Annotated in this window: 12 protein-coding genes; 8 read left to right on the forward strand and 4 right to left on the reverse strand. The window is 38.9% G+C overall.

All coding sequences use genetic code 11. From position 1 onward, the window contains the following. Positions 1-10 precede the first annotated feature (10 nt). Positions 11-1,360: an alpha-L-fucosidase gene (locus AW17_RS10145; protein WP_029276054.1), complete on the reverse strand. Its 1,350-nt coding sequence runs from the start codon at positions 1,358-1,360 to the stop codon at positions 11-13. A 193-nt stretch (positions 1,361-1,553) separates the two neighbouring features. Here AW17_RS10145 and AW17_RS10150 point away from each other — a divergent pair, with 193 nt between their 5' ends. Continuing rightward, positions 1,554-2,405 (forward strand): SDR family oxidoreductase, encoded by an 852-nt coding sequence (locus AW17_RS10150; RefSeq protein ID WP_029276056.1) that lies wholly within the window; start codon positions 1,554-1,556, stop codon positions 2,403-2,405. 34 nt (positions 2,406-2,439) lie between these two features. After that, positions 2,440-2,571, forward strand: a complete 132-nt coding sequence (locus tag AW17_RS25115) for a hypothetical protein (protein ID WP_280739957.1) — start codon at positions 2,440-2,442, stop codon at positions 2,569-2,571. Between the two features lie 131 nt (positions 2,572-2,702). Here AW17_RS25115 and AW17_RS10155 read toward each other — a convergent pair whose 3' ends face one another. After that, entirely contained in the window at positions 2,703-3,065 is a 363-nt protein-coding gene (locus tag AW17_RS10155; protein ID WP_029276058.1) for a response regulator, read from the reverse strand. A 292-nt stretch (positions 3,066-3,357) separates the two neighbouring features. Between AW17_RS10155 and AW17_RS10160 the strand changes: the two genes are divergently transcribed. After that, complete coding sequence (locus AW17_RS10160; RefSeq protein ID WP_029276060.1) at positions 3,358-3,672, forward strand: hypothetical protein; 315 nt, start codon at positions 3,358-3,360, stop codon at positions 3,670-3,672. Between the two features lie 388 nt (positions 3,673-4,060). Here AW17_RS10160 and mnmA read toward each other — a convergent pair whose 3' ends face one another. Beyond that, positions 4,061-5,152 carry a tRNA 2-thiouridine(34) synthase MnmA gene (gene mnmA, locus AW17_RS10165; RefSeq protein ID WP_029276062.1) on the reverse strand — a complete coding sequence of 364 codons (1,092 nt, stop codon included), beginning with the start codon at positions 5,150-5,152 and terminating at the stop codon, positions 4,061-4,063. Positions 5,153-5,624: 472 nt separating this feature from the next. Between mnmA and AW17_RS10170 the strand changes: the two genes are divergently transcribed. From AW17_RS10170 to arsB, 5 genes are all read left to right on the forward strand, one after another. Continuing rightward, positions 5,625-7,910 (forward strand): GH92 family glycosyl hydrolase, encoded by a 2,286-nt coding sequence (locus tag AW17_RS10170; protein WP_029276064.1) that lies wholly within the window; start codon positions 5,625-5,627, stop codon positions 7,908-7,910. A 387-nt stretch (positions 7,911-8,297) separates the two neighbouring features. Further along, complete coding sequence (locus AW17_RS10175; RefSeq protein ID WP_029276065.1) at positions 8,298-8,627, forward strand: ArsR/SmtB family transcription factor; 330 nt, start codon at positions 8,298-8,300, stop codon at positions 8,625-8,627. Between the two features lie 37 nt (positions 8,628-8,664). Then, positions 8,665-9,231, forward strand: coding sequence for a DUF6428 family protein (locus tag AW17_RS10180; RefSeq protein WP_029276067.1), 567 nt, complete (start codon positions 8,665-8,667; stop codon positions 9,229-9,231). A 19-nt stretch (positions 9,232-9,250) separates the two neighbouring features. Further along, the gene (locus AW17_RS10185) at positions 9,251-9,670 is read left to right on the forward strand and encodes an arsenate reductase ArsC (protein ID WP_029276069.1); all 420 of its coding nucleotides are present in this window, start codon (positions 9,251-9,253) and stop codon (positions 9,668-9,670) included. Next, entirely contained in the window at positions 9,670-10,737 is a 1,068-nt protein-coding gene (arsB, locus tag AW17_RS10190; protein WP_029276071.1) for an ACR3 family arsenite efflux transporter, read from the forward strand. Before AW17_RS10185 ends, arsB begins: the two co-directional genes overlap by 1 nt. A gap of 202 nt (positions 10,738-10,939) precedes the next feature. Here the strand turns inward: arsB and AW17_RS10195 are convergent, their stop codons facing one another. Further along, positions 10,940-11,737, reverse strand: coding sequence for an SDR family NAD(P)-dependent oxidoreductase (locus AW17_RS10195; RefSeq protein WP_051691749.1), 798 nt, complete (start codon positions 11,735-11,737; stop codon positions 10,940-10,942). Positions 11,738-11,884: the final 147 nt, after the last annotated feature.

An 11,884-nucleotide genomic window follows, 5' to 3' on the forward strand; every position in this document is an offset into this window, starting at 1 on the left:
TATGGGTAGATTAATTTAAGGTCAATTCGATTACCGGGATTTCGAAGTCGGGTTTTTTCTTTGGTAGTTTTAATACCAAGGTATTCCCGGTCGATTTTTGAGCATCAATCTGTATTTCAGAGTTGTCATGTAAAAACTGCGCATATTTCGCCTTGTCTTTATATCCATCCAGCGTAATGTAGCCCGTATTAGGATATTCGAACAAATGCACATACAGTTTTTTGGTGTCGTTATTGTAAGTGAGTTTTACTCCTTCGGGCGCTTTAAATTCGGTTGGGGCGAAAGTACAATGGTAAATAGATTTCGAATTGGCGTGCATCCAAAGGCCTAGGCTATCTAAAGCAATGTTTGCTCTGCTATCAAACTCACCACGCGCAGTGGGCCCAACATTTAACAATAAATTTCCTCCATTGGCTACTGAAGTAATCAAAAGATCTAATAACTTCCTGTTGCTTTTCCAGGTGTTTTCATCACGGTGGTAGCCCCACGAGCCTGAAAAGGTTTGGCAGGTTTCCCAAACTTTGCCGCGGTATTTTTCTAATTCCTTCGGACTAACCTGTTCAGGTGTTTCGAAATCTGTACCATCTTCATAATCATTAAGATCCAGTCGGTTATCTACAATAATTTGTGGCTGCAGCTTTCTAATCTGCTTAAGTAGTGCTACCGAACCCCAATCATCACGACCTTTACCATGTTTGCCCGGATAAGAGAAATCTGCCCAAAGAATGTCGATTTTGCCGTACTTAGTAAGTAACTCAGTTACCTGATCGTATAGGTACTTGCGGTATTTGGCCATATCCCTGTTTTTATTCAATACCGCATATTGATCCTCATCGTCTTTATCAGGTCTTAAAGGATGGTACCTATCAACAGGAAAATCGGGGTGGTGCCAATCAATCAGCGAATAATAAAAGCCTACTTTTATGCCCTCGGCACGGAAAGCCTCAACAAATTCTTTAACCAAATCTCTTTTGGCTTGTGTATTGGTTGCCTTATAATCAGTGAATTTACTGTCAAATAAAGTAAAACCTTCATGGTGTTTGGTGGTTAACACGGCATATTTCATGCCTGCTTCTTTAGCTTCTCTGGCCCATTTTTTAGGGTTAAATAAATCGGGATTAAACTGATCGAAGTATTTTTGATAAGTTTCGTTGGTAATGTGCTCGTAATTTCTTACCCACTCATGACGGGCTGGCAATGCATACAGGCCCCAGTGGATAAACATGCCGAAGCGTGCATCGGTCCACCATTCCATTCTTTTGGTTTTTTGGGCAGCAGTTTCATTGCCTAATCGTTTTTGAGCAAAGCCCGGTAAGGTTAAGCTCAGTATGAACAAAACTGATAAAATTGTTTTTCTCATTGTGTGGTTTATTGGTTAGGGATTAAAAAGCTAATTTAAGGAGGTCGATGCTTCTAAAATGATCGGATATGAGCAAAATATTAAGTTAAATTGGTTTAAGTTTTAATGGAGAAGGTTGAGTTTCTTAAAACTTTGAAGATGCTATTCTTGTTTAATTGGCAGTGTTGTGAAACTTAATTTGACAAAAGAAACGATGAAAACTCAAAAAACAGCTGCCAAACAGAACAAACAACCAGGGATAGAGGCGAAGATGGATCCAAGACCTGAAGTAATTAAAGCAAACTATAAGGGAGCAGGAAAACTGAATGATAAGGTTGCCCTGATTACCGGTGGAGATAGTGGCATTGGTCGTTCGGTAGCAGTTCATTTTGCAAGGGAGGGTGCCAACGTAGCTATTGTTTATTTGGATGAGGATGTTGATGCAAAAGAAACCCAGAAAATGGTTGAAGCTGAAGGTAAAAATTGTTTATTGATTAAAGGAGATGTTAAAAAGTCTTCATTTTGTAGAAAAGCAGTAAAAAAAACGGTTAAAAAGTTTGGAAAGATCAATATTTTGGTAAATAATGCCGGCATGCAGGTTCCGCAGAAAGATCCAAAAAAGATCGACGATAAACAGTTGGAAGATACCTTCCGTACTAACATATTTGGCTATTTTTACTTTGCGCATGAGGTACTGGAATATTTTCAGGCAGGCGATACCATTATCAATACCACCTCGGTAACGGCTTATCGTTCTTCACCAAATCTGATCGATTACTCTTCAACAAAAGGCGCAATAACCTCTTTTACACGTTCGCTCGCTACAAATTTAGCCAAAACAGGTATCCGGGTAAACGCAGTGGCGCCAGGACCCGTGTGGACACCACTCATTGTATCCACTTTTGACGAAGAAAAGATTAAGTCATTTGGATCTGAAACAGCCATGGAAAGGGCTGGTCAACCCTCAGAACTTGGACCATCTTATGTATTTCTGGCTTCAGACGATGCTTCATTTATCACCGGACAGGTAATCCATGTAAATGGTGGAGAAGTGGTAAACGGTTAATTTCTTTACCTTTAATCATATTTAAACCATTTCCATGGCATCAGATCCACCTAAAGATTGGCGTTTTAAGCTTCATGAAGTTATTTACGAATCGAATACACCGGCAGGTAAGGTATTTGATGTTGGTTTATTGATTGCCATATTTGCCATTGTAATAGCACTTTAAGGAGTTTAATTTCGTCATTGCGAGGAGGAACGACAGCCTGTCCCGACTTTTCGCGAAAGCAATCTTTCATACTGCCTTGCTACAAGATTGCTTCATCCAATGAAAAATTGGTTTCGCAATGACGATTTCCTTTAATTAAGTAAATATTTATCTACTCTGTCTACAAAATCGTTCAGATCGAATGGTTTGTTGATGAAATCTTCCGCATCACATTTGGCCTTCACTGCGTTTAAGTGATTATTGGCCGACATCATCATGACTGGAATATCATGTGTTTTAATATTTCGCTTTAGCGTATTACAGATGTCCAGCCCGTTTCCATCTGGTAACGTAATGTCAAGAATTACCATATCTGGCAGGTGTTTGCTCATTTGAAACCAAAAATCGTTGGTGTTAAGACAGGTCTTTACCTCGTAAAGTTCTTCGATTAACAAAAATTCGATGATTTCTCTAATACTCGGATTGTCTTCTACTACATAGATGCACTTTTTCATAAGCTCAACTTTTGTTATATAGATAACTCACCTAACTATCAGATGTTTAAGATAGTTATGCACAATATTGGAGTTATTAACCTTTTCCTAGCGTGTGTCATGCGTTTCTATAATTTTTACACTGACTAAAAAAAATATAAAAATAAATTTTGATACTAATTTTTTTAGTATAGATTTGCTTTTGGAGAGACAGGATACAGGAAATATCATAAAGATAATTCGATGTATTAATTGATGATTTTAAACAAAAAGCTTTTTGCTTGGTTTGTTTGCTGATATATTTATTTTTTCTATGACCGTTACCGTTTTAGCCATATTCGAAACAGATTTTAGACCAGATCTTTCATTAGGTAAAATCATGAATGAAAGACTGAGGATTGCTGCTGCAGATTTGCAGGACATTCATTTGCAGCATTTACAGGCCATTGGGCAACGTAGTGATGATTTAGTGGTATATATAAGTTATAATCCCAAATATAAAATAAGATGGCGAGTTGTTAACGATGTGCCTGAAGATGTAGAAAACTTTGTAGCCCAAACCTGCGGTAATTTAGGTTACATCCACTGGAAAACAGCCTCTATTAATGTTTTTAAGGGAAATGAATAAAAAAAGACTTCTATCGTGATATTTTATGGCGGTCGTCATTCTCGCGTAAGCGGGAATCTTAATTCGATAAACTTACTTTTATGATGGATAGATTATAGAAGTCTAAAATAAATAGATGGCATGAAAGATGTTGAAATAAATCCGATAGCTATCGAATCAGCATGACGATTTCTCGACTATAGCCTAATAAAATTCAAACAAAAAGAGGTTGTGTCATAAATATAGATTTGTCATCCTGAGCCTGTCGAAGGACCTATTTAAATACTCTTTAAGGTGTTTCGACAGGCTCTCCGTAGGAGTCCTTTGGACAACGTGACATCACCTGAGCTGAAATTGCCTTTATGATAAACCTCTTTCGTTTTCTATGGTCGTGAATGGATCTCAGCGATTAAACTAAAAATCCTCCGCCCAATAAATCATTTCCTTCGTAAAATACCGCCGATTGTCCTGGTGCAATTGCTGAAACATTATGATCGAACACCACACGCATTTTATCTTTTTCCTGAACAATTGTACTTAACATACCCGCATCTTTGTAACGGATTTTGGTAATTACATCATTCATCGGTTCTTCAATGCTTGCATATTTGATCAGGTTAATGTTACGTACCATGGCTTCGCGGCGTTCAAGCTCATCGGCTTTACCTAAAACTACGGTATTGCTTTCTGGCAGGATCTGTGTTACAAACATAGGCTCGCCAAAGGCTACGCCTAAACCTTTACGTTGACCAATGGTATAAAAAGGATAACCTTTATGTTGCCCAACGATCATTCCATTACTTAAAATGAAATTTCCGCCAGCTACTCTGTCTTCTAAATCTTCTACTTTATGTTTTAAGAAAGCCCTGTAATCGTTATCGGGAACGAAACAGATTTCGTAACTCTCTGATTTTTTTGCCAGTTCTTCCTGTCCCATATCCAAAGCCATCTGTCTGATTTCAGATTTTGCAAAACTGCCCAACGGAAATTTAGTACGCGAAAGGTTTTCTTGCGAAACGCCCCACAGTACATAAGATTGATCTTTATTTTCGTCTTTTCCTTTTGAAATTACGTAACGACCGCTATCTTGTTGACGGATATTGGCATAATGCCCTGTTGCGATAAATTCGCAATCGAGTTTATTGGCACGTTTTAAAAGTGCTTCCCATTTAATATGCGTATTGCACAAAACACATGGATTTGGGGTTCTTCCGGCAAGGTATTCATCAACAAAATTATCGATTACGTAATCGCCAAATTCATCCCTGATATCAAGGATATAATGCGGAAAACCATAATTTACGGCAAGTGTACGGGCATCGTTGATACTATCTAATGAGCAACAGCCGGTTTCTTTACTGCTACCACCAGAAGTAGCATAATCCCAGGTCTTCATGGTTAATCCAATAACTTCATAACCCTGCTCATGCAACATTACAGCCGCTACCGAACTATCAACCCCGCCACTCATGGCAACCAGAATTCTACCGTGTTTACTCATCTTAAAAATATTGGATGCAAAAATAAGGTTTATTTAGCTGAAATTATTTAAAGCAAGTCAGTTACTTGTAAAAAGCGGTTGTTAAAGTGAATGGGCTTATCACTTAGATGCGCTAAAGTGACTCAGGTGGTCATTAATATTTTGAAAATGGGGGGTCCGGTGTTAGTGGCTGTCAGCAGTCCTGCTATCCCTTCAAGTCCTTCCCGATGAATCGGGATACCTCACCTCCGGGCTTTCCGTTCTATCAGGTTTACATCATAAAGCCTGTGGTCTTTGGCAATAAAAAAGAACACGCATAAACCTCGCAGGTTTTTAAAACCTGCGAGGTTTGAATCACAATAAATTGTATCTTCAAGCTTATTAAATGTATTTTTTGCTTTACTTAAACGTTTTAGTCTTTCGTTTTATGCATATTTGAAGATAAATTATAACCTTATAATTTTCAACAAAACGAGCTAAATTTTAAAAAGATATGATTAAAAAAATTATCCTGCCTTGTCTTTTGCTATCGGCCCTGGTTACATCGGCACAGCAGAATCTGGTGCAGTATGTTAAGCCCATTATTGGTACATCTAAAATGGGGCATACCTATCCTGGCGCCACAGTTCCATTTGGTTCGGTACAGCTAAGTCCCGAAACGGATACTTTATCTTACGAAGTAAACGGAAAATACAATGGCGATGTATATAAATACTGTGCGGGTTATAAATATGAGGATAAAACCATTACCGGCTTTAGTCATACCCATTTTAGTGGTACTGGTCACTCCGATCTGGGTGATTTTCTCATTATGCCTACACAAGGTAAATTACAATTGAATCCTGGTACTTCATCAGATCCGAAAAGTGGTTACCGTTCGGCATTTTCGCATACCAATGAAGTTGCAGAGGCCGGTTATTACAAAGTAAAATTAGATGATGATAACATTACCGCCGAATTAACTTCGACCACGAGGGTAGGGATGCATCAATATACTTTTCCTAAATCAGATCAATCGCACATTATTCTCGATCTGATGGCCGGTATTTATAATTACGAAGAAAAAACGGTGTGGACTTACGTTCGCGTAGTGAACGATACCCTGATTACCGGTTACCGCCAAACCAACGGATGGGCCAGAACCAGAACCGTATATTTTGCGATGAGCTTTTCTAAACCTTTTAAAAGCTACGGACGTAAAAGCTACGATGCCAAACAGGCTTATAGAGGCTTTTGGGGCAAGTTTAACCAGGAGCAGAACTTTCCTGAAATTGCAGGCAAAAAACTGAAAATGTACTTCGACTTCGATACCCAGGAAGGAGAGAAGATTAAAATTAAATTTGCTTTATCGCCGGTTAGCCAGGAAAATGCTTTGCAAAATATGCGTGCAGAAATTTCGGGCTGGGATTTCGAAAAAGTGAAGGCTAAGGCACAGGCTACCTGGAATAAAGAATTGAATAAAATACAGGTTACAACTTCTAACGATAATAAAATCAATTTTTACACCGCTTTATATCATGCTTTTATCAATCCAACAACCTATACCGATATTAATGGCGAGTATAAAGGTTTAGATCAGGGGATACATAAAGCTGAAGGCTTTACCAATTACACCACATTCTCCCTTTGGGATACTTATCGTGCTTTACATCCTTTCTTTAATATTATGCAGCCAGGCCGTAGCAACGACATGGTGAAATCGATGATGGCGCATTACGATCAAAGTAGTTTGCATATGTTGCCGATCTGGTCGCATTATGCCAACGATAACTGGTGCATGAGTGGTTACCACAGTGTTTCTGTAATTTCTGATGCGATTATAAAAGGCACCTACAATGGCGATGCGAACAAAGCATTGGATGCCTGTATTGCAACAGCAAAACACCGCGATTACGAGGGAATTGGCTATTATATGGATAAAGGTTATATCCCGGCAGAAAAATCGGGCATTTCGGTTTCCAATAACTTAGAATATTCTTACGATGACTGGTCGATTGCGCAACTGGCCAAGAAGTTAAACCGTATGGATGTTTACGATGAATTTATCAAGCGTTCTAACAACTGGAAAAACAACTACGATAGTGCTTCTGGTTTCATGCGCCCTAAATTGGCAGATGGCTCTTTCAAAAAGCAGTTCGATCCAAAAGATACCGAAGGACAAGGTTTTATTGAAGGAAATAGCTGGAACTACAGTTTTTTTGTTCCGCAGGATCCGGCTTCGCTGATTGAAATGATGGGCGGTAAAAAGAAATTTGCAACCCGTTTAGATACTTTATTTACGATGCATTTACCTGACGAGTTTTTTGCGCATACTGAAGATATTACCCGCGAAGGTATTATTGGCGGATATGTACATGGTAATGAGCCTGCACACCATATCGCTTACCTTTACAACTGGACCGATCAGCCATGGAAAACCCAGGCGCAGATCCGTCACATCTTAAACATGCAGTACAAACCTACAGCCGATGGTTTGGGTGGAAATGACGACTGCGGGCAGATGAGCGCCTGGTATATGTTCTCTTCGTTAGGTTTTTATCCGGTAGCACCAGGTTCTGATGTGTATTCGTTAGGTAGTCCGTTGGTTAATAATGCTTTAATTAACTTAGAAAACGGTAAAACATTTACCGTTGAGGCCATTAAACAGAGCGATAAAAATGTTTATGTAGAGAAAGTTTTACTGAACGGCAAAGAAATTACCGATCATAAAATCAAACATGCCGATATCACCAACGGCGGAAAGCTTACTTTTTACATGAGCGCAAAACCTAAGAAATAATTTTTCTCATCCCTGTACAAATTGAACCGTTGACTTTAATTAGTCGACGGTTTTTTTGTTTACCCTTCAAATGCCGTCATTTCTAGCGGAGTGCAACGTAGTCAGGAAATCTATCTCGAGATAGATCTCTCCTCCGAAGGAGTTCCCTTGGAACATTCCACTGTGTTCCAGTCGAGATGACGATACTTTTTATTAAATTCTCTGAATTGATAACGGAGTGAAGTGAAGGCAAGGGCCATTATCAACCAAATTTCCGTGTTTTTCCTTGCTTCCGTGGCTAAAAAACACACCAACTCTTTCTCTAGATAATCTGTTTTTGATGAAAATAGAAAATTAAAATAAATTTTGATATCTAAATTATCTATCGTAATATTGCGATATAAAATTATGGGACTTACCAAAACAGAAATCTTCACCGAAGAGCAGAATCAAATGGCAGCGTTATTAAAAGCGATGGCGCATCCTGCACGGATTGCTATTCTTCAGCGTATCCTTAAATCGAATACCTGTATCTGTGGCGATTTGGTTGAGGAACTTGGTTTGGCGCAGGCTACTATTTCTCAGCATTTAAAAGAACTTAAAAATGCAGGTATTATACAGGGCACTATCGAGGGTGTGAGTATTTGCTATTGTATAGAACCTAAAACCTGGAAGTTATTACAAACACAGCTGAGCGATTTCTTTGCTGCATATAAGGGCGGACAAAACTGCTGTTAAAATTTTTTATATAAATCAATCGTTAAATTGCAATATTATGATAAATACATCTTCGATCGAATGGAGCAGCTTTAAGGCTCAACTTCAACAACATCCAGAATTGGTATTACAGTTTCAATATGCTCCAGGCAAGTGGGTAAATGCCAATTATCACATCACCGAAGTTAAACAAGCGCCGATTGTTTCGGTAGATTGTGGAGGCGTAATGAACGCCTGGACTGAAATTATTATACAGTTATGGGAACCTACCGAACAAGAAACGGGTAGGGCCATGCAGGTGAAAAAAGCATTATCCATTATCAATATGGTAGAAAGCAAACTGCCCTTAAATCCTAATGGAATTGTGAAAATTGAATTTGGCAATTCTGCGTTCGATACAAGGCAGATGTTTCCAGGTGAATTTAAAATTGATGGGGAAAACCTGGTTTTGGATCTAACACCCGATGCTACCCAATGTAAAGCGATTAACCGTGGGGGAAGCTGTGGCACTACCGAAACTGGCGAAGAGTGTTGTGCGCCTGCTCAGCCGATAAAGCAAAAAGTCGAACTGGTTAATCTAGCAACCAGTCAAAATAGTTGTTCTCCAGGAAGTGGATGTTGTTAATTATTCAAAATTTATAGGAATGAAAAATGTATTGGTGCTTTGCACCGGAAATAGTTGCAGAAGTCAACTGGCAGAAGGTTATTTGAAACATTTCGCCCAAAACAAGGCCAAAATTTACAGTGCTGGTATCGAAGTTCATGGCGTTAATCCAAGGGCGATAAAAGTAATGGCCGAAGATGGAATCGATATTTCTAATCAAACCTCAAATAATATCGAGGAGTATTTTGATGTTCCTTTCGATTATGTGATTACCGTTTGCGATCATGCAAAAGAAAGTTGTCCATATTTTCCAACGCAGGCTATAAAAATGCACCATAATTTTCCCGACCCTGCAAAAGCCGTAGGTACAGATGAAGAAATTATGGCCGAATTTAGAAATACAAGAGATCTGGTAAAGGTTTACATGGAAGATTTTGTAAATAAAAACCTAAAAAGCTAATGTCTGCAGATATTTGTGCCCCGGCAGCTCAAAGAAAACATCTAAGTTTTTTAGATCGTTATTTAACGCTGTGGATTTTCTTAGCCATGTTATTGGGGGTGGGCTTAGGCTTTTTGTTCCCATCATCAGCTGTCTTGATCAATTCATTTTCGAGCGGGAGTACAAACATTCCTTTGGCCATCGGATTGATCCTGATGATGTATCCACCTTTAGCAAAAGTTAAATACCAGAATTTAGGCGAAGTATTTAAAAATGTAAAAATATTAAGCGCTTCGCTTGTTTTAAACTGGATAATCGGCCCGATTCTGATGTTTTTCCTGGCCATTGCATTTTTACATGACCACACCGAATACATGGTCGGCTTGATTATGATCGGTCTTGCCAGGTGTATTGCCATGGTGGTGGTATGGAATGAACTTGCCGACGGAAACCGAGAGTATGCCGCTGGTTTAATTGCCCTGAACAGTATTTTTCAGGTATTGCTTTACAGTGTATTTGCCTATTTTTTTATTACGGTTTTACCACCCGTTTTTGGTTTAAAAGGCCTTTCTGTATCAATTTCCATCGCAGAAATTGCAAAGAGTGTAGGGGTTTATCTTGGTATTCCGTTTGTGCTCGGTATTTTAAGTCAAAAAGTACTGATCAAGTGGAAAGGCGAAGAATGGTTTTACTCCACTTTTGTGCCGTTGATTTCTCCTATAACTTTAATTGCTTTGTTATTTACCATTGTAGTGATGTTTAGTTTGAAAGGAGAATTAATTGTACAGATTCCGTTCGATGTACTGCGAATTGTTTTGCCCTTAGTGATTTATTTCGTGATCATGTTTGTGATCAGTTTTTTTGCGGGCAGGTATTTTGGAGCCGATTATGGCAAAAGTACCGCTATTGCGTTTACGGCGACTGGTAATAACTTCGAATTGGCTATTGCTGTGGCAATAGGTGTATTCGGTATTCATTCAGGGCAGGCATTTGCCGGTGTAATCGGTCCGTTAGTTGAGGTGCCAGCATTAATTGCATTGGTTAACCTGGCGCAATGGTTTAGAAGGAGATATTTTAAAGAGTTGTAAGAGCCTGTTGAAATTTCATCCAATTATTTTCTTTCTAACATTTCTGTCACACTGAGCGGAGTCGAAGTGCCTTTAATATAATCAAAAAAAGGGTCTTCGACTACGCTCAGACTGACATACGGATAACTCCTAATAAAAATTAAACAAGCTCTAAGGAAATTTAATTATAAACCGACAGCGATCGGTCCATATTAAATCAATTTTAAGCACTCACCTCATCGAAATTAGTGGCGGTTGCTAAATATTTCCAATTGGCCATATCCCTTTGTACATCTGCAATTTTTGCATCAGCTACCTGATAAGCATCAGGCCTTAAGAATAAATGGAGCGGTGGGTTTTCACTTTTCGAAGCTTCAATAATTACCTCAACTGCTTTGGCCGGATCGCCTGGCTGTTGGTTATTGATGTCGTTCTGATGTGCCGCTTGCGAGTCGCGTACCTCTTTGTAGGCATCAATTGGTTTATTCGGTACGGCTAATGATCCTTCAGTTAGGAATGCTGTTCTGAAATAACCCGGCTCTACAATTGTTGCTTTGATTCCCATCGATTTTACTTCAGCCGCTAGCGATTCGGTAAAACCAACCACCGCAAATTTTGTTGCGCAATAAATTCCGAAACCGGGGAAGTTACCTGAAAAGCCACCGATTGAAGAAATATTGAAAATATGACCTGATTGTTGTTTCCGCAATTGAGGAAGTACTTTTCTGATGACGTTTAACGAACCAAAAACGTTTACGTCAAAATTTTGACGCGATTCTTTATCGCTCAATTCTTCTAAAGCACCAAGCATGCCATAGCCTGCATTGTTTACCACCACATCTAACTGACCAAATTTGCTGATCGTTTGGCTAATTGCTGCTTCTACACTGCTTTCGTCGATCAAATCAACAGCTAGTGGTAAAAAGTGTTCGTGTTCACCAACTGCATTTATTAAATCGTTCAGGTTTCTTGAAGTTGCAGCAACGCTTAGGCCATTGCTTAATAACCTGAGTTCGATTATTAAATCTCATTTTGTGGCGTTTTAATCAAGTTTTCTGTTAAGACGGTCGTCACCCTGAATTTATTTCAGGGTCTTTCACGCTAAAAAGATGCTGAAATAAATTCAGCAGGACGATAAAGCGGGATTAGGCGTAAATAAGATATAATT

Source organism: Pedobacter borealis DSM 19626, assembly GCF_000708285.2.
Classification (GTDB): Bacteria; Bacteroidota; Bacteroidia; order Sphingobacteriales; family Sphingobacteriaceae; genus Pedobacter; species Pedobacter borealis.

Coding starts and splice junctions, on each gene's coding strand:
- AW17_RS10145 (WP_029276054.1), bottom strand. CDS start 1,360: ATGAGAAAAACAATTTTATCAGTTTTGTTCATACTGAGCTTAACCTTA.
- AW17_RS10150 (WP_029276056.1), top strand. CDS start 1,554: ATGAAAACTCAAAAAACAGCTGCCAAACAGAACAAACAACCAGGGATA.
- AW17_RS25115 (WP_280739957.1), top strand. CDS start 2,440: ATGGCATCAGATCCACCTAAAGATTGGCGTTTTAAGCTTCATGAAGTT.
- AW17_RS10155 (WP_029276058.1), bottom strand. CDS start 3,065: ATGAAAAAGTGCATCTATGTAGTAGAAGACAATCCGAGTATTAGAGAA.
- AW17_RS10160 (WP_029276060.1), top strand. CDS start 3,358: ATGACCGTTACCGTTTTAGCCATATTCGAAACAGATTTTAGACCAGAT.
- mnmA (WP_029276062.1), bottom strand. CDS start 5,152: ATGAGTAAACACGGTAGAATTCTGGTTGCCATGAGTGGCGGGGTTGAT.
- AW17_RS10170 (WP_029276064.1), top strand. CDS start 5,625: ATGATTAAAAAAATTATCCTGCCTTGTCTTTTGCTATCGGCCCTGGTT.
- AW17_RS10175 (WP_029276065.1), top strand. CDS start 8,298: ATGGGACTTACCAAAACAGAAATCTTCACCGAAGAGCAGAATCAAATG.
- AW17_RS10180 (WP_029276067.1), top strand. CDS start 8,665: ATGATAAATACATCTTCGATCGAATGGAGCAGCTTTAAGGCTCAACTT.
- AW17_RS10185 (WP_029276069.1), top strand. CDS start 9,251: ATGAAAAATGTATTGGTGCTTTGCACCGGAAATAGTTGCAGAAGTCAA.
- arsB (WP_029276071.1), top strand. CDS start 9,670: ATGTCTGCAGATATTTGTGCCCCGGCAGCTCAAAGAAAACATCTAAGT.